Here is a 21,969-nt window from a genome sequence, read left to right as displayed (position 1 = left end):
TCGTCGCGTTGCTCTCCCTCGCCGCGCTCGAGCCCGTCGCCGGGCTCGTCGCCGCGGCCCAGCGCGTCCCCGCCCTGCGCGCGGCGCTGCGACGCATCGCGCCCGTGCTGCGTCCGACCCCGCCGGCTCTCACGGGCGACCGCGACGTGCCGTTCCAGGTCAGGACGATCGAGGTCGACGCCCTCGCCGCTCGCTACCCTGGCGCCGCCGGAGACGTGTTCACCGGCATAGACGCGCGCGTGGGCGTCGGCGAGTGGCTCGTGGTCGACGGCCCCAGCGGTGCGGGCAAGTCGACGCTGCTGTCGGTGCTGATGGGCGCACTTCGGCCCGCGAGCGGCGAGGTGCGTGCGAACGGCGTACCGCTGCCCGATCTCTCACCCGAGAACTGGCGCGATCGGGTGGCGTGGTGCCCTCAGGATGCGCACGTGTTCGACTCGACGCTGCGTGGAAATCTGCTGCTCGCGCGCCGAGCCGGTGATGCTCCGACCGATGCCGAACTCCGAAGCACGCTGGAGCGCGCAGGCCTGGCGCGCCTGGTCGCCGAGCTGCCCGGCGGGCTCGACTCCCGCGTCGGCCCCGCGGGGACCGCACTCTCCGGCGGCGAGCGCCAGCGGCTCGCGGTCGCCCGCGCGCTGCTCAGCCGCGCCGATGTGCTCCTGCTCGACGAACCGAGCGCACACCTCGATGCGCCGACGGCCGAAGACATGATGACCGACATCCGGCGCTCCTCGCGCGACCGGATCACGGTGCTCGTCTCGCACCGCCCCGCGGACCGTCGAGCCGACGACCGCATCGTCGGTCTGCAGGGGCCGGCCGGGGCGGTCGCTGCAGAGGCGAGGGAGCCCATCATCGCGGGATGAGGCGCGCCCTACTCCTGCTCCCACGGGAGCGGGACGATGGGCAGCACGATGACCCGCCCCTGCGGCGCCGTCGGATGCCCGGACAGGTACGTCGCGGCCTCCTCGATCGATTCGGCGCTGATGAGGTCGTATCCCGCGAACCACTCCTTGAACTCGGGGAACGGTCCGTCCGTGATGAGGACCTCACCGTCTCTGACCATCACCGACTTGGCCTCCTCGGGGCCGGCGACTGACCCTCCGGAACCGAGGCGATGGTTCTCCTCGCCCTCGGCCACCCAGGTGTCGAGCATGCGCTTGTCCTCATCCTGGGGCAGCGCGGTTCCGGTCTGATCGGTCATGTGGATGGCGAGGTACTGCTTGCTCATGATGATGCTCCGTTCTGATGTGGATCCGGTCGGGCGGTGACCGCGAGCTGTGCTCTGCGGCGGGTCAGGTGGGCGGTCTCGGCGGAGTTGACCGCGAGCGAGATCGCCCGATCGTAGGCGTAGCGGGCTTCGGCCGAGCGGCCCACGAGTCGCAGCAGCTCCGCGCGCGCGGCGTGGAAGGCGTGATGCTCGTGAAGTGCGCCCGCGAGGCGCTCGACCATGGCGAGCGCCACGTCGGGCGAGTCCAGTTCGGCGACGGCGATCGCCCTGTTCAGCGTGACGATCGGGTTCGGATCGATGCGCTCGAGCTGACCGTAGAGGTGAGAGATCCGCGCCCAGTCGGTGTCGCGCGCATGCGGCGCCGCCGCATGCGCGGCGTTGATCGCGGCGAGCAGCCGGTACCGCCCCGGCGGACCGGGCTCGCACTCGTGCACCAGCGCGAGCCCCTCGTCGATCAGTACGTGGTCCCACGATCCGCGATCCTGTTCGTCGAGCCGCACGAGTTCGCCGTCCGCCGAGACGCGAGCGGAAGAGCGGGCCTCCGTGAGGAGCATCAGCGCGAGCAGCCCCGTCGTCTCGCCGCGCGCGTCGGAATCCCTCGGCAGAAGCGCACGGACGAGACGCGTGAGCCGAATCGCCTCGCCCGTGAGGTCGCGGCGGATCGGAGCGGACGCGGATGCGGAGAAGTACCCCTCATTGAAGACGAGGTACAGCACAGCGAGCACGCCGGCCACGCGCACGGCAAGATCCTCCCGATCCGGCACGCGATACGGAACACCCGTTTCCCGGATTCTGGCCTTCGCCCTGGTGATGCGCTGTCCCATCGTCCGCTCCTTCACCAGGAAGGCGCGCGCGATCTCGGCGACGGTGAGGCCTCCGACGATCCGCAGCGTCAGTGCGACACGGGCCTCGAGCGACAGCGCCGGATGGCAGCACGTGAACACCAGCCGCAGCCGGTCATCGTCGATGGCTCCGGTCGGCTCCGGCGGGGAATCATCCCGCAGCAGCGCGGCCTCACGCTGCTTGCCGTCGCGTCGCGCCTCGCGGCGCAGCCGGTCGATCGCCTTCCGATGCGCCGTCGTCGTGATCCACGCGCCGGGGTTCGGCGGGACGCCGTCGAGCGGCCACCGTTCGACGGCAGTCGCGAACGCCTCGGCTGCCGTCTCCTCGGCGATGTCGAGGTCGCCGAAGCGCCGCGCCAGCCCCGCCACGACAAGCGCCCACTCCCTGCGATGAGTGCGAGCGATCGCCGCGTCGACGTCTGCTATGCGCGTCACGGTTCCGTCTCCCATCCGTCGCGCGTTCGGCGACCCTCACCCACACCACGAACGCGCCCCCGTCGATTCGACAGGGGGCGGGAAGAAATCTCAAGTGGTGTCGCAATCCGTCTCGGTGCTTCGTGGAGCAGGTGAAGGCGGTTCGCCTGATCCGCCGAGAAAGGAGAGCGGGATGAGCATCGACGAAAAGACCCCGACGGAGCCGGACGAATTCGAGGAGGAGCCGACGCAGCCACCGCACCGCCGGGAGCGCCTCACGGATCTCCTGCTGTCGATCCCCGCCTCCGCGCTGTTCCGCATGGGAGGGTGAGTGCCCGAACCTCAGGCCTCGAGCTCACCGGCGACGCGGTGCTTCAGCTCCTCCTCCGCGGCATCCGAGAGCACGATGAGCCCCTCGAGCTCGTCTCGCACCCTCCGGTACGCGGTCTGGCGCTCAGCGGCCGTCGCCGACTGGTCGACGGCCACGTTGAGCAGCTGCTGCGCGCGGGAGAGACGCTGGCGCTCTGACTCGGTGAACCCGGTGTCGCGCACGCGGCGGGCCTCCTGCTCGGCGACGTCGAACGCGACCTCGAAGTCGTGCACCGCGTCGCGGTACTCCGCGTAGGTCTCCGCGTCGACGCGCTCCTCCGGCGACGCCGGCCGCAGCCCGTCTGCAACCTTCTTCGCCCTCAGGAACGCGGCCGTGCGCGGGTCGCGCCCGTCGCTCATCGTGGGAAAGGCGATGAGCTTCGCCACGTCCAGCTCGTAGTCCAGCCAGCGCCTGGCCACCTCGTCGTGCGTGTCCATCAGACGCCGGATGCGGTCGGCGCGGCTCACCGCGTCGGCTTTCTCCACCTCATCCGGGGTGAGCTCCGCACCGGACGAGATCGCCTGCGCTCGCGCCTTCGCCTCGATCAGCTCGAGCTTGCGCTTGTGGGAGAGCTCCTCCTGCTCGCGCCACCAGCCCCTCGCCGACCCGACGATGCCGACGATCGGCCCGGCGACGATGAAGCCCAGCCACCAGTAGCTGCCGATGAAGTTGAGCAGGGGTTCCATACGTCACAGGGTACGACGGCCGCCCAGAACGACGTGCGCCCGTGCGAACGCGTTCGCACGGGCGCAGCGGCGTCGCGCCGAGATCAGCGCAGCGGCGTGAAGTTCCGGCTGGCGATGTGCTCAGGGCGCGGAGCAGGTGCGGCATAGGGCTCCACCAGAGCGTTCTCAACCGAGTTGAACACCAGGAACACGTTCGAGCGCGGGAACGGCGTGATGTTGTTGCCCGAGCCGTGCATGATGTTGGAATCGAACCAGAGCGCGGAGCCCGCAGGACCCGTGAACTGGTCGATGCCGAACTGGTACGCCATTCCGGTGACCGCGTCCTCATCCGGAACTCCGACGACCTGCGCCTTCAGCGAGGAGGCGTGGTTGTCCGCCGGCGTCTCACCGACGCCGGGCGCGAAGTTCCGGTGCGAGCCCGGCATCACCATCAGCCCGCCGTTGTACGGGTAGTTGGGTGTCAGGGCGATCGAGCAGCTCACGGCGCGCGGGATCGGCATGCCGTCCTCGGCATGCCAGGTCTCGAAGTCCGAGTGCCAGTAGAAGCCGCTGCCTGTGAACCCCGGCATGAAGTTGACCCGCGTCTGGTGCAGGTACACATCGGAGCCGAGCAGCTGCCTGGCGCGGTCGAGCACCCGAGGGTCGCGGCTGAGAGCGTCGATCGCCTCGCTCAGCCCCGTCACGCCGAAGACCGACCGGACGGCTCCCGTCGACTTCTCTGTGATCAGGCGCGGGTCACCGCGCAGGCTCTCGTCTGCGGAGAGCCGCCGAAGCTCGGACGAGTACAGCTCGACCTCGTCCTGCGTGATGAAGTCCTCCAGAACGGAGAACCCGCGGCTCGCATGCGCGTCGAGCCCAGCCTGATCGAACGGGCCGTCCGCGGCATCGCCCCACACGGTCGGGTGCGTCCGCGTCGTCGCCGGCACATGCCGCTCACCCGTGCGGGTGGGGTACTGATCCTGCTGGATCATTGCGGTGGTCATGGTCAATTCCCTTCTCCCGGCAGAACCGGGTCTCGTGAACTTTCCGCTGCCCGCCGCTTCCGGCGGGCCCACCAGCACAAGGGGACGACCTCGGCGTCCGGATCTTCTCCGGACGCCGAGGTCGCGCCTTGCGTGAGGTCTGTGGACCTGTGGCGCTAAACCGCCGCCGTCTCCTCCGTGATCAGCGGGTACACGCCGTTCTCGTCGTGCACCTCCCGGCCGGTGACGGGCGGGTTGAACACGCACACGCACTTGATCTCGGTGCGCGGGCGCACCTTGTGCTTGTCGTGGTCGTTGAGCAGGTAGAGCGATCCGGGCTTCAGTTCGTGCACCTCGCCGGTCGCGAGATCCTCGATCTCGCCCTCACCGGACGTGATGAACACGGCCTCGATGTGGTTCGCGTACCAGAAGTAGCTCTCGGTGCCCGCGTACAGGGTGGTCTCGTGCACCGAGAAGCCGACGCCCTCCTTCGCGAGGACGATGCGCTTGCTGCGCCAGTTCTCGCTCTTGATGTCGGCTTCGGTGTCGTCGATCTCGTCAAGGGTGCGAACGATCATGGATTATCCCTCTTCGATTGGTTGGTTGGTTGATCAGCGGGCGAGCACGGCCGCGACGGAGTCGGCGATGATGCCGAGACCACGGGTGAGCTCGTCGTCGGTGACGGTCAGCGGCGGCAGCAGCTTCACGACTTCGTCGACGGGGCCTGAGGTCTCGACGAGCAGACCGCGCTCGAAGCACTCGCGCGCCACCTCGCCGGCCTTCTCCGCCTCACCGAACTGCAGGCCGCGCGCCAGGCCGCGACCCTTCGAGATGAGCTCGGCTTCCGGGTACTTCGCGACCAGCGCGTTGAACGCGCTCTCGATCACGAGGCCCTTCTCCAGAGTCGAGCGCTGCAGCTGGTCGTCGCTCCAGAACTGGCGGATCGCCTCCGCACCGGTGACGAACGCCGGTGCGAAGCCGCGGAACGTGCCGTTGTGCTCGCCGGGCTCGAACACGTCGTACTCGGGGCGCACGAGCGTGAGCGCCAGCGGCAGGCCGTATCCGGAGATCGACTTGGACAGCGTGATGATGTCGGGCACGATGCCGGCCTCTTCGAAGCTGAAGAAGCTTCCGGTGCGGCCGCAGCCCATCTGGATGTCATCGACGATGAGCAGGATGTCGTGCTTCTTGCAGAGCGCGGCCAGCGAACGCAGCCACTCGGCACGAGCGGTGTTGATGCCGCCCTCGCCCTGCAGCGTCTCGACGATCACGGCGGCCGGCTTGTTCAGCCCGGATCCCTCGTCGTCGAGCATGCGCTCGAAGTAGAGGAAGTCGGTGACGTCCTGGTCGAAGTAGTCGTCGTACGGCATCGGCGTCGCGTGCACCAGCGGGATGCCGGCGCCGCCGCGCTTCATCGAGTTGCCTGTGACGCTGAGCGCGCCGAGGGTCATGCCGTGGAATGCGTTGGTGAAGTTCACGATCGCCTCACGGCCCGTGATCTTGCGGGCCAGCTTCAAGCCGGCCTCCACCGCGTTCGCACCGCCCGGCCCGGGGAACATCACCTTGTGGTCGAGGCCGCGCGGCTCAAGGATCCGCTCCTTGAACGTCGTCAGGAAGTCGGCGCGCGCCGTCGTGAACATGTCGAGCGAGTGCACGACCTTGTCGCTGGCGAGGTAGTCGATCAGCACCTTCTTCAGCGCGGGGTTGTTGTGCCCGTAGTTGAGCGTTCCGGCTCCCGCGAAGAAGTCGAGGTACTCGGTGCCGTCGGATGCGACCATCGTCGCGCCGTGCGCTGTGTCGAACTCCACCGGCCAGGAACGCGAGTAGCTCCTGACACTGGATTCCAGCTCTGTCGTATCGATCGTCGTAGACATAATCTTGTTCTCCTGGTTTCGATGAAGTGACGTCTTGTGGCCGGACGGCGCGCTCAGTGCGCGCGCATTCCGGTGATCTCGAGGCGCGGTTCACCCGGGTGCTCATCCGGGAAGTCCGTCGACAGCACGCCGTCGGTCCAGGCCAGCTCGCCTCCTCGTGCGGCGGCGATCGACGCGAACAATGCGCGCGACGCGTCGTTGGACTCCTCGACGGTGGCCTCGAGCACCTCGACCTCGTCGAGAGAATCGAGCAGATCGTGGATCATGCGAGCGGCGACCCCATGACCGCGAGCACGCGACGAGACACCGACCTGCCACACGAACAGGTGCGACGGCCGCTCCGGCGGGCGATAGCCGAGCACGTAGCCCACCGGCTCGTCGCCGAGCAGGGCGACGCGGCACGTCGCCGAGAAATCGGCGGCGTAGATCAGGTACGCGTATGAGGAGTTGAGATCGAGCCCGCAATCACGGGCAAGCGTCCACATGCTCGCTCCATCGGAGATGGAGGTGCTGCGGATCGTGAGAGAACTATCGGTCGGATGGGCCTGGTCTGCTTCTGTGCTCGACATTGCTCCTTCACGATACCGGCCCTTGCCGTGGGCCTCCCCGGGCATCCCCGCCGCCTCCCCAGCCATAGCAAGCGACACGCCGAAGCCGGACAAGGTCGAATTTTCGGGACTTTGGTCGGATAATTGCGCCCCGGACGATCCGGTCATCACCGGGCATGGGCAGAACTGCCCTCCGCCGACTTTCGCCAACACCGCGCAAACTCTCGCTATCGCGCACACAACCTGGCATTGTTGGGGAACGGCGGGGTTCGCACCTTCAGATCGCGGGGCCCGCGGATGACTCAATGACACCGAAGGCAGGTTTCGCCGTGACGAACGACCCCACGGACCCCCAGAACGTTCCAGGGGGCGCACCCGATCCAGGTGCCGTTCCCCCTCCTCCCCCCGGGCAGCAGCCTCCGGTACCGCCGCAGCAGCAGGTACCGCCGCAGCAACCTCCGGCCTACGGCCAGCAGCCTCCGGGCTACAACCCGCCGCCGGCTGGCGGCCAGCAGTACCCTCAGCCCGGCTACGGCCAGCCCCAGCCGGGTTATGGCCAGCCTCAGCCGGGCTACGGTCAGCCGGCATACGGTCAGCCCTACGGCAACGAGCCGGGCAACATCACTCTCAACCTGTGGTTGAGCGTGTTCTTCTCCTGGATCCCGGCGCTGATCTTCTACCTGGTGGAGAAGGACAAGGTGAACCCGGTCGCCCGCAAGGCCGCCGCCGACAACCTGAACTTCCAGCTGATCAGGATCATCGCGATCGTGGCTGCGGCATTCCTGCTGTTCGTCCCCATCGTCGGGGCCCTGATCTACGCCGTCGTCGGAATCGGAACCTTCGTGATCGCGATCATCCACGCGGCCAAGGTGCCTGGCGACGTGAACGCCGGCCAGTACGGCAAGTTCATGCTGACGCCCGACTGGATCAAGTAACCAGCGGCATTGCGGCACGGCTGAAGCCCTCGAGTCCTCGCGACTCGGGGGCTTCAGTCTTGCGCGGGAAACGCGATCCTGTTGAGCAGCTCCCGCAACAACGCGCGTTCCGACGCGTCGAGCTCGCGCAGCACCTCGTCCTCGACGCCGTGCACGGTTGCGTCGACGTCAGCGTAGAGTCGGGCACCGGCCTGCGTCGCCACGACGACCCTGGCGCGGCGGTCGCGCTCGTCGGTCTCGCGAGAGACGAGCCCGCGCTCCTGCAGTCCGTCGACGAGGGCGACGACCTGGCTCGGGTCGAGGCGCAGGTACTCGGCGATCTCGCGCTGCGACGGTGGTTCGTCGCTGAGCGCCATGGCGAGCACGGAGTACGACCGCGTCTTCAGCCCGAACGGGCGCAGCGCCGCTGTCGCGGCTTGGAGGGAGACCGCGTTGGCGCGCGCGAGCAGGAAGCTCAGGTCGTCGATCCTGGCCCTTCCCGCCTGCCCGTTCGCTGTCGTCGCCATGCCGACACTGTACAGCGAACAAGGAAAGATTCAATCATTGACTTTTTCAAGCAAATGCGGTCTTATGGTGACGAACGAAGGCGCCCTCTGACCCTGGGCGTCTCATCCGGACGTCACGCAGGGAGCACGCAATGTCGCTGAACGGCAAAGTAGCCATCGTCACCGGTTCGGGCCGCGGCCTCGGCCTCGCCTACGCCCAGGAGCTCGCGAAGCAGGGCGCTTCCGTCATCGTGAACGATGTCGACGAGGCTGTCGCGAACGAAGCCGTCGCCTCCATCGAACAGTCCGGCGGCACCGCGTCCGCCGTCGTCGCCCCTGTCGGCCCCACGGAGACCGCGACACAGCTCGTCGATGCGGCATACGACCGCTACGGGCGCCTGGACATCCTCGTCACCAACGCGGGCGTGCTGCGCGACAAGGTGACCTGGAAGATGAGCGACGAGGACTTCGACCTCGTCATCAACGTGCACCTGCGCGGCACCTTCACCTGCGTGCGCGAGGCGGCCACCCGGATGCGCGAGGCCGGCACCGCAGGCCGGATCATCTGCATCGGCTCCCCGACCGGTCAGCGCGGCAACTTCGGTCAGGCGAACTACTCCGCTGCCAAGGCCGGCATCGTCGGCATGGTGCGCACGTGGTCGATGGAGCTGAAGAAGGCTGGCATCACCGCCAACGTCGTCATCCCCGTCGCCGCCACCGCCATGACCAAGACCATCCCGTTCTTCGCCTCGGCCGTCGAAGCCGACGAGCGCGGCGAGACGATGCCCGAGTTCTTCCGTCACGAGCTGGGCTTCGGCACCTCAGAAGACGTGGCAGGTCTGATCGCGTACCTCGCCAGCGACGAGGCCGCCTCCGTCACGGGCCAGGCGATCGGCGTCGGCGGCGACCGCCTGCAGCTGTGGTCGCACCCCGAGGCCGTCGCCACCGCCTACCGTGAGGGCGGCTGGACGTACGACGCCCTGCAGTCCGGCTTCGCCGAGGCCGTCGGAGAACTGCGGTCGGTCGGTGAGAAGATGCCTCAGCTGCCGGAAGAGCTGGCACGATGACGCGCTACGAGCCCACCATCGATGTGGCGTCCCTCGACGCCATCGACGTGCACGTCCACATCGAGATCGATCAGCACGGGCACCGTTCGATTCCGGATGAGCTGAACGAGGCGGCCAGCAAGTACTTCAAGGCCGACGGGCCGCGGCCCGACCTCGACAGCGTCGCCGAGTACTACCGCGAGCGCCGCACCGCCGCGGTGGTGTTCACGGTCGACTCGACGACGAACCTCGACCACACGCCGATCTCGAACGACGAGATCATCGACGGCTGCATCCGGCACAGCGACATCCTGATCCCGTTCGCGTCCGTCGATCCGAACCGCGAGGATGCGGTCGTCGAGGCGAAGCGGCTGATCGAGCGGGGCGTGCGCGGCTTCAAGTTCCACCCGACGGTGCAGGGCTTCTCCCCCGACGACGAGCGGTTCTTCCCGCTGTACGAGGTGCTGCAGGATGCGGGAATGATCGCCCTGTTCCACACCGGGCAGACCGGCATCGGCGCAGGTATGCGCGGCGGCTACGGCTTCGAGCTGGCCCTGTCGAACCCGATGCTGCTCGACAGCGTGGCGGCGCGCTTCCCCGATCTGCAGATCATCATGGCGCACCCTTCGGTGCCGTGGCAGGACGAGGCGCTGTCGGTTGCGACGCACAAGCACAACACATGGATCGACCTGTCGGGCTGGAGCCCGAAGTACTTCCCGGTCGAGCTGGTGCGCTATGCCAACCGCATGCTGAAGAACCGGGTGCTGTTCGGCAGCGACTTCCCGCTGCTCACGCCGGACCGCTGGCGCGACGACGCCGAGAAGGTCGAGCTGTTCCGCAGCGACGAGATCCGCGCCGGCATCATGCGCGACAACGCGGCACGCCTGCTGGGACTGGCATGACCGACCCGCTCGGCATCGACCCGGTCGCGGAGCGCTTCGGCTTCGCGCAGCGGCACCTCAGCGCGCCGGCGCGCGAGGCGCTCGCCGAGATGGACAGGATCGTCGCCGAGCGGATCACGCCGCTGATGAACGACGCGTGGGAGCGCGCCGTGATGCCCGATGTGGTGATCGGCGAGCTCGCCGCCCTGAACCTGATGGCACCGGATGGAGTCGATCCGGCCGAGGCCGACTCGACGATGTTCAGCGGTTTCCGCAACTTCCATCTGGCCCGCGCCGATGCATCCGTGGCCACCGCATACAACGGCCAGTCCGGCCTGTTCCGCGCCGTGGTGCGAGCCGGCGGTTCGCCCGAGCAGGCCGCAGAGTGGGATCCGCTGGTGCGCAGCTTCGAGATGCGCGGCGCCTTCGCGCTGACCGAGCCGGAGCACGGCTCCGACATCGCCGGCGGAATGTCGACGCTCGCCCGTCGCGACGGCGGCGAGTGGATCATCGACGGCGCCAAGCGGTGGATCGGCGGGGCGGACGCCGCCGACGTGCTCGCGGTGTTCGCCCGCGGCGCCGACGACGGATCCGTGAAGTGCTTCCTCGTCGCCCGCGACGCTCCAGGGGTCTCGCTCGAGACCATCCGGAACAAGGTCTCGCTGCGCCCCGTGCAGAACTCGCACATCACGCTAGACGGCGTGCGCGTGAGCGAGGCCCGGCGACTGCAGCGAGTGAACTCCTGGCGCGATGTCGCGGGGCTGCTGCGCGGCATGCGCTCTGATGTGGCGTTCGTCGCTGCGGGCGCCGCCGCCGGTGCTCTCGACGCCGCTGTGCGCTACACGCGCGAAAGGAAGCAGTTCGGCAGGCCGATCGGCGGCTTCCAACTGGTGCAGGAGAAGCTGGCTCGGATGCTCGGCAACGCCACGAGCTCGCTCGCGCTGGCCGTCGAGCTCGCCGCGGCGCAGGATGCCGGCACCTTCAGCGACGAGAACGCCGCGCTGGCGAAGATGGTCACCGCGGAGCGCGCTCGCGAGAACGGCCGCCTGGCGCGCGAGGCGATGGGCGGCAACGGCATTCTGCTCGACAACGACGCCGCACGCTTCTTCGCCGACGCCGAGGCGATCTACTCCTACGAGGGCACCCACGAGATCAATGCGCTCATCGTGGGGCGCTCGCTGACCGGCGAATCCGCATTCGTCTGAACGACTCCATCCGGAACCTGAGAGAGGGAAACCATGTCGAAGAACGTCATCGAGTACTCAGAGATCGCCGGCCTCGCCGGGCGCGACCTGGGCTGGACCGACTGGCTCGAGGTCACGCAGGACCGTGTGAACACCTTCGCCGACGCGACCGACGACCACCAGTGGATCCACGTCGACCCCGAGCGCGCGACGGCGGAGAGCCCGTTCGGAGCACCGATCGCGCACGGCTTCCTGTCACTGTCGCTCGCCGTGAAGTTCTGGAGCGAACTGCTCGATGTGACCGAGGTGTCGACCAAGGTCAACTACGGCCTCGACAAGGTGCGCTTCGTCTCGCCGGTCAAGGTCGGAGCGAAGGTCCGGATGAACGCGGTCGTCGCTGAGGTCACAGAGGTCAAGGGCGGCTGGCAGCTGGCCGTCGACCAGACCATCGAGATCGACGGCGGCGAGCGGCCGGCTGTCGTGGCGCGAGGTCTGTATCGCTTCTACAAGTGAGCGCACCGAGATCGATCCGAACTCAATGAAGAGGTCATCACGATGTACGACGAAGGAATCGGCGCCTGGCCCGACAAGCATCGCCTGAAGTCGCCGGACAGGACAGCGCTCGTCTTCGACGAGCGCGAGTTCACCTATGCGCGGTTCGCCGACCGGGCCGACCGGATCGCCGAGCTGCTGCACGTGCGCGACGTCGCGAAGGGCGACCGCGTCGCGTACATGGGTGAGAACAGCCCCGAGTTCCTGATGACGCTGTTCGCGTGCGCGCAGATCGGCGCGGTGTTCGTGCCGATCAACACGCGGCTGGCGCCGCCTGAGGTCACGCATGTGCTGACGGACAGCGGCGCGCGGGCGATCGTCTACGACATCGAGTACGCCCAGAAGGTGCTGCCGGGGATCGAGGCGGCGGGAATCGCGCACGTGATCCCGACCGAGAGCGGTCTTCCCGGCTTCCCCGGGCTGCCTGAACTGCTCGATCGTCCCTCCGGCGGGCGGGTGAGTGTGACGGTCGCCGCAGACGACCCTGCCGCGATCGTGTACACATCCGGCACCACGGGCAAGCCGAAGGGTGCGGTGCTCAGCCACCGCAACCTGACGTTCGTGTCGATCAACGCGGTGCTCGATGTGGGCGTCTCGCGTGACGACATCGCACTGCTCATCTCGCCGCTGTTCCATGTCGCCTCGCTGGGCATGGGCGCGCTTCCGACGGTCCTCGCCGGCGGCACGATCATCCTCGAGCGCGGCTTCGAGGCGGGTCGCGCTCTGGCGCAGATCGAGCGCCACGGGGTGACCATGCTCTCGGGTGTGCCGACGACCTTCCAGCTGATGGCCGATCACCCGGATTGGGCCGGCACCGACCTGTCGACGCTGACCAAGCTGACCTGCGGCGGATCAGCCGTGCCGGTGCGCATCCTGAACGCGTACGAGGAGCGCGGCATGTCGTTCTCACAGGGGTACGGAATGACCGAGACGTCGCCTGGCGCGACGCAGCTCACCCCGGAGTACACGCGCTCGAAGCAGGGCAGCGTCGGGCTGCCGCAGTTCTTCACGAACGTGAGGATCACGAACGACCGTGGTGAGGTCGTACCGCGAGGCACGATCGGCGAGATCGAGATCCAGGGGCCGAACGTGTTCCTGGGGTACCACGGGCTGCCGGAGAAGACGGCAGAATCGTTCCGCGACGGCGGCTGGTTCCGATCCGGCGATATGGGCTACCTCGATGACGACGGCTTCCTGTTCATCGCCGACCGGCTCAAGGACATGATCATCTCGGGCGGCGAGAACATCTACCCCGCCGAGATCGAGAACCTCATCGCCGACGTCGACGGTGTCACAGGTGTGGCCGTGATCGGCGTGCCCAGCGAGAAGTGGGGCGAGGTGCCGTGGGCGATCGTGTCGCTGCGCGAGGGTGTCGAACTGGGCTCGGAGGACGTCGTGGAGCGCCTGACCGGCCAGATCGCCAGATACAAGGTGCCGAAGGTGACGCGCGTCGTCGATGAGTTCCCGCGCACCGCGAGCGGCAAGATCCGCAAGGCCGACCTGCGCACGAAGTACGCGGGCGAGGCGAGACAGCAGCACGAGCCCGGCACCGCTGATCCGTGGAAGACGGAGACGGTCCGCACACCTAAGAAGTAGGGCGCCGCCCCGCCGTGGGAGCGCGTGGCAGAAGTGATGACACGGCACGCTGGTACAGCGATGTCGACAAGCGCTATGAGAAGGCCGAGTTCTTTGCGCGCTGCTTCCAGGTGCCCGGCAGGGGCACCTGGAAGGTGGTGCCGCAACCGACCAGTTCGACGGTCTCGGCGCGATCGTGAACTGGATGGCGAGCCCACCCGTGCAGGTGCTGCTCGGGTGGGCTCAGAAGGGCAGGTCGGCTGTGTCGTCGCGTGCGGCATCGAGATCGGCCCAGGCTTGTTCTGCTTTCGCCTTGTTGCCGGTGCGGAGCACTGCCAGGGCGCGTCGGGTGCGGGCGCGGGCCTGCGCATCCTCAGGCTCCGCCGGCCCCCTGCGCTCCGTCTGGCCCTGCCGCCCCGCGGGGTCCTGATGCTCCGCGGGCTCCTCGCGTCCCACGTCCCCGCGTCGGACGTGCTCGTGTCGGATGTGGCGGGCGTCTTCGGCGTCGACGAATCGCACCACCGGTGCCGGCCGGGTCGGGTACTCCATCCCGGCAGGACTCGTCCAGGTCACGTCGCCTCCGGGATGCAATGTCGGGGTCCAGGCAGACTGGTGCTTGAGGACGTGGTGATGGCGACACACGTGCGCGAGGTTCCCGACATCGGTGTCCCCACCGAACGCATAGTCGATGGTGTGGTCGATGTCGGCACCACCTGCGGTGCGGGTGCAGTGCGGGAACCGGCACGTCTCGTCTCGCGCGACCAGGTATCGGCGCTGCTCGGCGGTCGGCTTATACCGATCCACCGTGAGCAGGGCACCCGTGTCGGGGTGGTGGAACAACCGCACCCAGGCTGCCCCACCTGCCACCGCTCCGGGGCCCGCGTCTGCTCCGGCGGCGGTGCGTCGGGCGACGTTCGCGGCGACCGGCCCATACCCGGCCAGATCCGCCGGCTCGTCCTTCAACCCCGCGAGCGTCGCCACCGGGATGGTCACGTGCACTTTCGCGACGATCGCATCGAGGATGTTCTGCCCGGTCGGATCCGCGACATGATGCGCATCCGGAGCACCGGTGAGGAGAAGGTCCGCTGTGATGTCCGCCCGGATCTGATCGAACGACCGCTCATCGATGATCGGATTCCCATCCGCATCCACCGACGCGAAACCTGAAGCATCCGCATCGGCATCGGCATCGGCATCGGCATCGGCATCGGCGGCGTCTGCGCGCGAGGATGCACCGTCGGCGTCGGCGTCGGCGTCGGCGGCAGGCCCGAACGCAGACCCGGCCCCGCCCGCGGAACCGCCCGCGTTGCGGTTGTCGCCCACGTCCCCGCCGCCACTGTCGTTGTTGCGGGCCGCGGCGACGCGACGAGCCATCCGGGTCACCCGGTCGTGCGCCCCGTGCACCGCGATCGCGTCCGCGACGAGGCACAGCTCCGCCATCCCATCATCGAGGTCCCGCACGAACACGCCCCGCTTCCGACGCGCCTTCTCATGCCGGGCCTCCAGAGTCTCCGGCTCCAACTCCGCAGCGATCCGCTTCGCCGCCTGCCGTGTCGCATGCACCGTCGACTCCTTCGCGAACGGGACCACGAGACGCTCGAACTCCGCCCGGACATCATCGTCCGTGAGACGAGCACCCTCGGCGAGCATCGCCGAGACCCGGTCCGCATCCACCTCCCCGGCACCGAACGCGGCCTCCACCTGGGGGAACTGGTTGTGCAGCATCCACGCCTCACTCAGATCCGTCTGCGCCGCCCGACGACTCTCACGACACGCTGCGGCGATCTCACTCTGCATCGCCCGCACCGCCGCATCATCCGCCTCGAACACCGGCACACCCTCCCGCGTCTGCCCCACGGGCACACCCTTGGCGCGCGCCTGCTGGCCCTGCGCGACCTGCAGCAGCAGCCCATCGATCACCGACTGGCTCGCCTGCAACTGCGCGATCGCCTGATCCGCCATCCGACGCATCTGCAACAATCGCGCCGTCACCGCCGCCTCCTCCGGCGTCGGATCCCACCCACGACGACGCGACGGCTTTGCCCCCACACCAGCGCCATCCGACGCGGCCCGAACCGGCCCGACTCCATCAGCCCCGCCCGACACCGACGACACCGCCGTCGCCGCCGTCGCGGGGTCGAGAATCTGCTGGCTGGTCATGCCCTCACCATCCCATCAACCTCCGACATTCCCGCCGTCCAGACTCCCGAGAGCCACCCACACACACGACCGTCACCCAACCGAGACAATCCGCCGGCGCCTCGACCCGAACCGGGCGCTCCCCGCTCCGCGACAAAGTCGCCTCGGACCCGACCGCCCGGCCGGAAGCCCCCGCGGCGTCTGTCAGGCTCGCGCGAGAACCCCCGCCAGCCGCTCCCGCACCTCGTCGTCCAGTCCGATCAGCGGTCGCGGCAGGCAGGGGCGCCTCACGAGGCCGAACTGCTCGGCGATGGCCGCCATCACCCGCAGGCCGCCGCCTGCCTCGGCATAGATCTCCCACAGTTCCTGCAGGTCGTCCTCGCCCGTCTGCCACAGCCGCACCGCCTCATCCGGCAGCGTCCCCGCCAGCACCGAGTACCAGGCATCGCTCCCGGCCGCCTTCCCCGCTGCGGCGAACGCGTCGCCGGACACGCCGATGGTCACGTGCTCGGGAATCATGCTCCGGATGCGCGACACGAGCGCCGCCGCAGCCTCCGGATGCGCGGGAACGCCCGGGATCTTGATCGACGCGATGCCATCGATCTCGGCGACCCTGGCGTACATCTCCGGGGTGAACGCGTAACCGGTTGTGCGCGGGTTGTCGTAGACGACGATCGGCAGCTCGCTCTGCCCCGCCACATCGCGGAACAGCCCGAGCACCTCGTCGTCGCTCAGCGGCTGATACGAGACGGGAGCGAGCAGCACGCCATCCGCACCTGCCTCCGTCGCATCGGCGACGTGCTCGATCACGTGGCGCGTCCGGGTGGCGCCGACTCCGGCGAGAACCGGCTTCTCACCCGAGTTCTCCACCGCGATCCGCAGCGCGGCTGCTCGCTCCTCGCGCGACAGATACGCGTACGACCCTGTCGACCCGAGAGCCGTGATCGAGGAGACCGAGCTGGCCGCCACCCGACGCACGATCCCCGCATACGCCTGCTCGTCGATCCGGTCGTCGACGAAGGGGGTGAGGGGGAACGCACTGACGCCGGTGAAGGTCATGGTGTCAGCGTACGACCCTCCGAGCGTGCCGTTCGTCGACTGATGCGGTCCGCTTGCGTCCGGACGCAGGGGCTCCCTCGCCCACAAGGCGTCCGCTCGCGTCCATACACACGAAACCCGCGTGAAAGCGGCGTGAAAGCGCCGGCCGCCAGACTCGTGGCATGACCACACTTCAGCACACAGACGCTCAGCGCGTGAGCACGAGCGGGAACGCCGTCGACGCCCGCGGGCTCGTGAGGGACTTCGGCGACTTCCGCGCCGTGGACGGCGTCGACCTGACGATCCGTCGCGGCGAGGTGTTCGGGCTGCTCGGCCCGAACGGCGCGGGCAAGACCACGATCGTCCAGATGCTCGCGACTCTGCTTCCGATCACCGACGGCGAGGCCGAGATCTTCGGCGTCGACGTGCGGCGCGCACCGCACAAGATCCGGCAGCTCGTCGGCGTCACGGGGCAGTACGCCTCGGTCGATGAGAACCTCACCGCCGCCGAGAACCTGTGGCTGTTCGGCCGACTGCTGGGCTTCAGCTCGCGGCACGCGAAGCAGACCGCCGCCGAAATGCTCGGCAAGTTCGGGCTGGAAGACGCCGCCAGACGCCAGATCAAGAACTTCTCCGGCGGCATGCGCAGACGCCTCGACCTGGCGGCCTCACTCATCGCCCGCCCGCCGCTCATCTTCCTCGATGAGCCGACCACCGGACTCGACCCGCGCACCCGCGGCCAGATGTGGGACACGATCCGCGAGCTCGTCTCATCCGGATCGACCATCCTGCTGACGACGCAGTACCTGGACGAAGCGGACCAGCTCGCCGACCGGATCGCGGTGATCGACCACGGCCGCAAGGTCGCAGAGGGCACTCCGGATGAGCTCAAGCGCTCGGTCGGGACGTCGACGCTGAACCTGCGCCTCACCTCGCACGACGACCTCGACACGGCCCTTCGCGCCGTCGCGGAGGTCGCGCGCGAGGAGCCGGTTCCCACCCCGGAATCCGGCGGCCTCAGTGTTCCGCTGCCCGACGCGAACGACGCGGCGGACATCCTCATCCGACTGCGCGAGGTCGGTCTGTCGATCGCCTCGGCATCCGTGCAGCAGCCGACGCTCGATGAGGTGTTCCTCGCGATCACCGGCCGCCCGACCGACGCGTACGACGCCATCGACGCCGAACGCGCCCAGAGCACTCAGGAGGCCAGCGCATGACCACCGTTTCCCTCGACATCCAGCTGTCGTCGCGCCCCCGAGTCAGCGACACCATCAGCCAGACCCTCTCGATGGCATGGCGCGCGCTGATGAAGATGCGCCGCAACCCGGAGCAGATGTTCGACGTCGTGCTTCAGCCGCTGCTGTTCACCGCGATGTTCACCTTCATCTTCGGCGGGGCGATCTCCGGATCCGTCGCAGAGTACCTGCCGGTGATCATCCCCGGCATCCTCGCTCAGACGGCGCTGACCGCCTCGATGGCCACCGGCACCCAGCTGCGCGAGGACATGGACAAGGGCGTGTTCGATCGCTTCAAGGCACTCCCGATCGCGCGCATCTCGCCGCTCGCCGGCCCGATGGTCGCCGATCTCGTGCGCTACGGGCTCGCCGCGACCCTGACGATCCTCACGGGCCTCGCAATGGGGTACCGCCCCGACGGCGGGATCCTCGGCGTTCTGGGGTGCTGGCTGCTCACGATCATCGCCGGCTGGTCTCTGGCATGGATCTTCTGCTGGCTCGGCACGGTCGCCCGTTCCGCGCAGGCCGTGCAGGGCATCTCGATGATGATCCTGTTCCCGCTGACGTTCCTCTCGAATGCCTTCGTGCCGGCCGAGACCCTGCCGGGCTGGCTGCAGGCGTTCGTCAACGTCAACCCCGTGTCGCACGTCGTCACCGCCTGCCGCGACCTGATCAACGAGGGCCGGATCACCGGCGAGGTCGGCTGGGCGCTGCTCGGCTGCGTCGTGGTCGTCGCGATCTTCGCGCCCCTCGCCGTGCGCTCCTACAGTCGAAAGATGTAGGTCATCCGGCGAGCAGGCGTTCCGCCGCGGTGCGGGCCTCATCCAGGAGGTCGGCGCCGCGGCGGTCGCCGTATTCGGCGCTGATGCGGGCGAGGGCCCCGGGCGCGACGCGCTCGGCGTCGGCAACCGCATCATCCCAGCGCAGCGGGCCGCTCAAGCGCGGGTAGCCGAAGCGCTCGGCGAGCACGAGCAGCCGGATGGCCTCTTCCGCGCCGAGAGCGTCGTCGCGGATGGCCCACAGGCCGAGCGCGAACAGCACGAGCCCGGCGACGGGGTAGTCGAGGAAGCCGGATGGGTAGCCAGCTCCCTCATGTCCTGCGAGCAGCCGGTGCAGCCGAGGCCGCAGCGACTGGAACAGCTCGCGACCGGACTCCTCGTCGCCGTACCGGGCTTCCGCGGCGAGGCAGCCGGACTCTGCGGCCAGCGTCCACGGAGCGATATCGTCGAGGCCGGTCAGACCGGCGCCCCAGACCTCGGACCTGCTGCGCGTGACCGCCTTGCGGTACGCGGACAGCCCGGCTTCCGTATGCCCCCGCGCGATCTCGAGATTCGCGCGGGTCAGCAGCGCCGCCCCACGGTCCGGGCCGCTCAGCGCCGCCGAGAGCTCCTCGATCCGCTCGACGTCGCGCGCAGCCTGTTCGAGATCGCCCTGCTCAATCTCGTCGGTCGCGATCGTGGCCGCCACCTGGACCGCTTCCCCTTCTGCCCCGACCCGCTCCAGGACCGGTAGCGCCTCACGCGCATATCGCGCCGACTCCTTGTGGTCACCGAGCTGTCCGTACAGCGACGACAGCTCCGACAGCACAGTCGCCCGCGCCCACGGACCGTCCTCGCCGCGCACGAGTTCGAGCGCCCGTCGGCACGCGTCGATGGCGATCTGCGGGTTGCCGCCGTTCTCGCTCTCGTGCGTGCGATACAGCCAGCCGAGCGCCCGCACCGCACGATGAGGGGAATCGACGAGGGCGCGGCATCGCGAGATCGCGTCGTGCCTGCAGGTCGATGAGAAGGACAGCGCAAACGAGATCAGCGCCTCGAGCAGCGGATCCGACGCGTGCTGGGCAGTCCGGTCGAGAACAGCCAGCAGTCTGTCGACGTGCCCTGTCGGGCCGCCGAGGCTCGAGAGCAGGGCGAACGCAACAGCGGCACGGCTGATGCCCACCAGTTCGCCCGGCGGGTCCCACCCGTCGAGGAGATCGGCGAAGGACTCCGTGAGCGCACGCGTGCGGCTCATCCCGCCCCGGATGCCGCCCAAGCCGCCCAGCGCGGCGAACATCCGCACGGCGGCAGCCGGTTCGCCATCGGCGATCGCTCGGCGCAGCACGTCGATGAGGTTGGTCTCCTCGACGGCGAGGGCGTCGACCGCCGCCAGCTGGTGAGGACCGTACAGCCGCGTCGCCGCATGCTGTGCCAGGGCGCCAGCCCACTCCCGCTGAGCGGCGCGGGCGGCCTGCTCGTCGTCAGCCTCGGCCAACCGGATCAACCCGAACTCACGCACGGTCTCGAGCATCCGATATCGCACCCGGTCACCCTCGTCGGCGACTGTCACCAGCGACTGCGCGACCAGGTCGGAGACGGCATCGAGCGCGTCTGCGCCGAACAGCGACTCCGCCCCGTCGAGCGCGAAGCCGTCCTGGAACACGGCGAGCCGGCGCAGAGCCCGTCGTTCCCGGTCGGCGAGCAGGTTCCACGACCAGTCGATCACGGCGAGCAGCGTCTGGTGCCTGTCGGGCGCGGAACGGTCGCCGCCGCGCAGCAGAGCGAAGCGGTCGGACAATCGGCGGAGGATCTCGTCGACGGACATCGATCGGGTACGCGCGGCAGCCAGTTCGATCGCCAGCGGGAGCCCGTCGAGCCGGCCGACGAGTTCGCGCACGGTCTCATCCGACAGCCGCGTGTCAGGGCGAGCGGCGGTGGCACGCTCGATGAACAGGGAGACTCCATCCCGCGGCGTGAGCTGCGCCAGCGGGTACACGCTCTCCGCCGCGATCGCAAGCGGAGCACGCGAGGTGATGAGGATGGTCAGACTCGGCACGCTCGCGACAAGGAAGGCCGCGAGATCTGCGACCGCGTCGACGATGTGCTCGCAGTTGTCGAGCACCAGAAGGGTCGGCGCCTGAGCGAGCTGCTCGGCGACGCGTCCGCGCACGTCCGCACGCTGCGCTGGCGTGAGCGCGCGCCGGGACGAGACCGAATCGCGCACGCCGAGGGCCGCACCGACCTCGGCGATCACATCGTCGCCCGCGGTGACGCCGACGAGCTCGACGAGGTGAACCACCGGCTGGTCCGCCTGCCGCGCGACCACGTTCGCAAGGCGGGTCTTGCCGAGGCCACCTGGCCCGAGCACCGTCGTCACGCGCGAGCGGCGCAGCAGCGCACGGACCGCCTCGATGTCGTGGTCGCGCCCGACGAGCGAACTTGTGTCGTATCGGATGCCGGACCTCACCGGACGGTCGCGGGCGAGCAGCTCCCGATGCAGCGCCTGCAGTTCGGGCGACGGGTCGACACCGAGTCGGTCGGCGAGATCGGCGCGCAGGCGCTCGTACCTCGCCAGCGCGGCGGGCGCGCCCTCGACCGCGGCGACGCTGCGCAGCAATGCCGCGACATCGGCGTCGCGTTCCGCATCGCGCAGCAGCGGCAGCGCCTCGGCGTGCTGGCCCTGCGCTTCGAGCGTCCGCCCGAGCACGAAGTCGTCGTCGCGCCCGGCATCGCGCACGATCCGGGCAGCGCGCCCGGCGGCCTGGAGGTCTCCCGCGGCGAGCGCGCGAGGTGCTTCTGCCGCCGCCGCATCGACACGCCACACGTCGATGTCATCGCGGTCGAGCGAGAGCCGGTACCCGCTGTCGGTGCGCGCGATCACGTCGGCTGACGTGGCCTTCCTCGCGCGCGACACGACGACCTGCAGGGCGCCGACCGGGTTCTCCGGCCGCGCATCCGGCCAGATCTCGTCTGCGAGCCGCTCCTCCGATACGACCCGCCCACCCGCGTCCACCAGAGCAAGCAGCAGCGCCCTGGTGCGCTCGCCTCTGATGCGCGTGCCCGCCCACGCAGCGCCGTCGATCAGGCGCAGGCGCGGTTCGGTCACGTCGTCCTCCGGGTCTCCGTGCGGCGCAGCGGCCGCCGCGATTCCCAGCCTAGGCGGCGAGCCTGCCCACGCGCTCCCCCTCGGCCTTCCTCCGCCCTGGCCTCACAACAGCCG

General features: G+C 69.0%; 21 protein-coding genes. 10 read left to right on the top strand and 11 right to left on the bottom strand.

Annotation, left to right across the window (positions count from 1 at the left end; genetic code table 11):
* A partial coding sequence (locus CIK77_RS09885) for an ATP-binding cassette domain-containing protein (RefSeq protein ID WP_147271150.1) occupies positions 1-860 on the top strand: 860 nt, incomplete at its 5' end.
* Positions 861-868: 8 nt separating this feature from the next.
* Here the strand turns inward: CIK77_RS09885 and CIK77_RS09880 are convergent.
* Together CIK77_RS09880 and CIK77_RS09875 are read right to left on the bottom strand one after the other, a co-directional pair.
* Positions 869-1,225: a YciI family protein gene (locus CIK77_RS09880; protein WP_087055227.1), complete on the bottom strand. Its 357-nt coding sequence runs from the start codon at positions 1,223-1,225 to the stop codon at positions 869-871.
* The gene (locus tag CIK77_RS09875; RefSeq protein ID WP_087055228.1) at positions 1,222-2,517 is read right to left on the bottom strand and encodes an RNA polymerase sigma factor; all 1,296 of its coding nucleotides are present in this window, start codon (positions 2,515-2,517) and stop codon (positions 1,222-1,224) included. The genes CIK77_RS09880 and CIK77_RS09875 overlap by 4 nt, the downstream gene beginning before the upstream one ends.
* Positions 2,518-2,674: 157 nt before the next feature.
* Between CIK77_RS09875 and CIK77_RS17660 the strand changes: the two genes are divergently transcribed.
* Positions 2,675-2,812 (top strand): hypothetical protein, encoded by a 138-nt coding sequence (locus tag CIK77_RS17660; RefSeq protein WP_170934152.1) that lies wholly within the window; start codon positions 2,675-2,677, stop codon positions 2,810-2,812.
* A gap of 11 nt (positions 2,813-2,823) precedes the next feature.
* On the opposite strand, the gene CIK77_RS09870 is transcribed toward CIK77_RS17660, so the two are convergent.
* The 5 genes from CIK77_RS09870 to ectA form a co-directional block, all read right to left on the bottom strand.
* Positions 2,824-3,537: a hypothetical protein gene (locus CIK77_RS09870; protein WP_087055229.1), complete on the bottom strand. Its 714-nt coding sequence runs from the start codon at positions 3,535-3,537 to the stop codon at positions 2,824-2,826.
* Positions 3,538-3,620: 83 nt separating this feature from the next.
* Positions 3,621-4,520: an ectoine hydroxylase gene (gene thpD, locus CIK77_RS09865; RefSeq protein ID WP_087055230.1), complete on the bottom strand. Its 900-nt coding sequence runs from the start codon at positions 4,518-4,520 to the stop codon at positions 3,621-3,623.
* Positions 4,521-4,675: 155 nt separating this feature from the next.
* Complete coding sequence (locus CIK77_RS09860; RefSeq protein WP_087055231.1) at positions 4,676-5,077, bottom strand: ectoine synthase; 402 nt, start codon at positions 5,075-5,077, stop codon at positions 4,676-4,678.
* A gap of 33 nt (positions 5,078-5,110) precedes the next feature.
* Entirely contained in the window at positions 5,111-6,373 is a 1,263-nt protein-coding gene (gene ectB, locus CIK77_RS09855) for a diaminobutyrate--2-oxoglutarate transaminase (protein WP_087055232.1), read from the bottom strand.
* Between the two features lie 53 nt (positions 6,374-6,426).
* A complete protein-coding gene (ectA, locus tag CIK77_RS09850; RefSeq protein WP_170934153.1) occupies positions 6,427-6,942 on the bottom strand; it encodes a diaminobutyrate acetyltransferase in 516 nt (171 codons plus the stop codon).
* A gap of 284 nt (positions 6,943-7,226) precedes the next feature.
* Here ectA and CIK77_RS09845 point away from each other — a divergent pair, with 284 nt between their 5' ends.
* The gene (locus CIK77_RS09845; protein WP_087055234.1) at positions 7,227-7,856 is read left to right on the top strand and encodes a DUF4870 domain-containing protein; all 630 of its coding nucleotides are present in this window, start codon (positions 7,227-7,229) and stop codon (positions 7,854-7,856) included.
* 53 nt (positions 7,857-7,909) lie between these two features.
* Here CIK77_RS09845 and CIK77_RS09840 read toward each other — a convergent pair whose 3' ends face one another.
* Positions 7,910-8,362: a MarR family winged helix-turn-helix transcriptional regulator gene (locus CIK77_RS09840; protein WP_087055235.1), complete on the bottom strand. Its 453-nt coding sequence runs from the start codon at positions 8,360-8,362 to the stop codon at positions 7,910-7,912.
* 131 nt (positions 8,363-8,493) lie between these two features.
* On the opposite strand from CIK77_RS09840, the gene CIK77_RS09835 reads away from it, so the two are divergent.
* Genes CIK77_RS09835 through CIK77_RS09815 form a run of 5 tightly spaced genes read left to right on the top strand, consistent with a single transcriptional unit; the run spans position 8,494 to position 13,600 of the window.
* Positions 8,494-9,408, top strand: a complete 915-nt coding sequence (locus CIK77_RS09835) for an SDR family NAD(P)-dependent oxidoreductase (RefSeq protein ID WP_087055236.1) — start codon at positions 8,494-8,496, stop codon at positions 9,406-9,408.
* On the top strand, positions 9,405-10,289 hold the full coding sequence (locus tag CIK77_RS09830) for an amidohydrolase family protein (RefSeq protein WP_087055237.1): 885 nt from the start codon (positions 9,405-9,407) through the stop codon (positions 10,287-10,289). Before CIK77_RS09835 ends, CIK77_RS09830 begins: the two co-directional genes overlap by 4 nt.
* Positions 10,286-11,473 carry an acyl-CoA dehydrogenase family protein gene (locus CIK77_RS09825; RefSeq protein ID WP_087055238.1) on the top strand — a complete coding sequence of 396 codons (1,188 nt, stop codon included), beginning with the start codon at positions 10,286-10,288 and terminating at the stop codon, positions 11,471-11,473. The genes CIK77_RS09830 and CIK77_RS09825 overlap by 4 nt, the downstream gene beginning before the upstream one ends.
* A gap of 33 nt (positions 11,474-11,506) precedes the next feature.
* Positions 11,507-11,965, top strand: a complete 459-nt coding sequence (locus CIK77_RS09820) for a MaoC family dehydratase (RefSeq protein ID WP_087055239.1) — start codon at positions 11,507-11,509, stop codon at positions 11,963-11,965.
* A 42-nt stretch (positions 11,966-12,007) separates the two neighbouring features.
* A complete protein-coding gene (locus CIK77_RS09815; RefSeq protein ID WP_087055240.1) occupies positions 12,008-13,600 on the top strand; it encodes an acyl-CoA synthetase in 1,593 nt (530 codons plus the stop codon).
* A 222-nt stretch (positions 13,601-13,822) separates the two neighbouring features.
* On the opposite strand, the gene CIK77_RS09810 is transcribed toward CIK77_RS09815, so the two are convergent.
* Positions 13,823-15,739 (bottom strand): HNH endonuclease signature motif containing protein, encoded by a 1,917-nt coding sequence (locus tag CIK77_RS09810; protein ID WP_114347246.1) that lies wholly within the window; start codon positions 15,737-15,739, stop codon positions 13,823-13,825.
* 183 nt (positions 15,740-15,922) lie between these two features.
* A complete protein-coding gene (locus CIK77_RS09805) occupies positions 15,923-16,777 on the bottom strand; it encodes a dihydrodipicolinate synthase family protein (protein WP_087055772.1) in 855 nt (284 codons plus the stop codon).
* 161 nt (positions 16,778-16,938) lie between these two features.
* Between CIK77_RS09805 and CIK77_RS09800 the strand changes: the two genes are divergently transcribed.
* Complete coding sequence (locus CIK77_RS09800; RefSeq protein ID WP_087055773.1) at positions 16,939-17,973, top strand: ATP-binding cassette domain-containing protein; 1,035 nt, start codon at positions 16,939-16,941, stop codon at positions 17,971-17,973.
* Positions 17,970-18,773 (top strand): ABC transporter permease, encoded by an 804-nt coding sequence (locus tag CIK77_RS09795; protein WP_087055774.1) that lies wholly within the window; start codon positions 17,970-17,972, stop codon positions 18,771-18,773. Before CIK77_RS09800 ends, CIK77_RS09795 begins: the two co-directional genes overlap by 4 nt.
* A gap of 1 nt (position 18,774) precedes the next feature.
* Here the strand turns inward: CIK77_RS09795 and CIK77_RS09790 are convergent, their stop codons facing one another.
* Positions 18,775-21,855 carry an AAA family ATPase gene (locus tag CIK77_RS09790; RefSeq protein ID WP_212647510.1) on the bottom strand — a complete coding sequence of 1,027 codons (3,081 nt, stop codon included), beginning with the start codon at positions 21,853-21,855 and terminating at the stop codon, positions 18,775-18,777.
* Positions 21,856-21,969: the final 114 nt, after the last annotated feature.

Origin of the sequence: Microbacterium sp. JB110, assembly GCF_003335195.1 — a bacterium.
Classification (GTDB): Bacteria; Actinomycetota; Actinomycetes; order Actinomycetales; family Microbacteriaceae; genus Microbacterium.
Note: the sequence above shows the minus strand (reverse complement) of the source record. Positions and strands in the feature narration are given on the sequence as shown.

Coding starts and splice junctions, on each gene's coding strand:
- CIK77_RS09880 (WP_087055227.1), bottom strand. CDS start 1,225: ATGAGCAAGCAGTACCTCGCCATCCACATGACCGATCAGACCGGAACC.
- CIK77_RS09875 (WP_087055228.1), bottom strand. CDS start 2,517: ATGGGAGACGGAACCGTGACGCGCATAGCAGACGTCGACGCGGCGATC.
- CIK77_RS17660 (WP_170934152.1), top strand. CDS start 2,675: ATGAGCATCGACGAAAAGACCCCGACGGAGCCGGACGAATTCGAGGAG.
- CIK77_RS09870 (WP_087055229.1), bottom strand. CDS start 3,537: ATGGAACCCCTGCTCAACTTCATCGGCAGCTACTGGTGGCTGGGCTTC.
- thpD (WP_087055230.1), bottom strand. CDS start 4,520: ATGACCACCGCAATGATCCAGCAGGATCAGTACCCCACCCGCACGGGT.
- CIK77_RS09860 (WP_087055231.1), bottom strand. CDS start 5,077: ATGATCGTTCGCACCCTTGACGAGATCGACGACACCGAAGCCGACATC.
- ectB (WP_087055232.1), bottom strand. CDS start 6,373: ATGTCTACGACGATCGATACGACAGAGCTGGAATCCAGTGTCAGGAGC.
- ectA (WP_170934153.1), bottom strand. CDS start 6,942: ATGTCGAGCACAGAAGCAGACCAGGCCCATCCGACCGATAGTTCTCTC.
- CIK77_RS09845 (WP_087055234.1), top strand. CDS start 7,227: ATGACACCGAAGGCAGGTTTCGCCGTGACGAACGACCCCACGGACCCC.
- CIK77_RS09840 (WP_087055235.1), bottom strand. CDS start 8,362: ATGGCGACGACAGCGAACGGGCAGGCGGGAAGGGCCAGGATCGACGAC.
- CIK77_RS09835 (WP_087055236.1), top strand. CDS start 8,494: ATGTCGCTGAACGGCAAAGTAGCCATCGTCACCGGTTCGGGCCGCGGC.
- CIK77_RS09830 (WP_087055237.1), top strand. CDS start 9,405: ATGACGCGCTACGAGCCCACCATCGATGTGGCGTCCCTCGACGCCATC.
- CIK77_RS09825 (WP_087055238.1), top strand. CDS start 10,286: ATGACCGACCCGCTCGGCATCGACCCGGTCGCGGAGCGCTTCGGCTTC.
- CIK77_RS09820 (WP_087055239.1), top strand. CDS start 11,507: ATGTCGAAGAACGTCATCGAGTACTCAGAGATCGCCGGCCTCGCCGGG.
- CIK77_RS09815 (WP_087055240.1), top strand. CDS start 12,008: ATGTACGACGAAGGAATCGGCGCCTGGCCCGACAAGCATCGCCTGAAG.
- CIK77_RS09810 (WP_114347246.1), bottom strand. CDS start 15,739: ATGACCAGCCAGCAGATTCTCGACCCCGCGACGGCGGCGACGGCGGTG.
- CIK77_RS09805 (WP_087055772.1), bottom strand. CDS start 16,777: ATGACCTTCACCGGCGTCAGTGCGTTCCCCCTCACCCCCTTCGTCGAC.
- CIK77_RS09800 (WP_087055773.1), top strand. CDS start 16,939: ATGACCACACTTCAGCACACAGACGCTCAGCGCGTGAGCACGAGCGGG.
- CIK77_RS09795 (WP_087055774.1), top strand. CDS start 17,970: ATGACCACCGTTTCCCTCGACATCCAGCTGTCGTCGCGCCCCCGAGTC.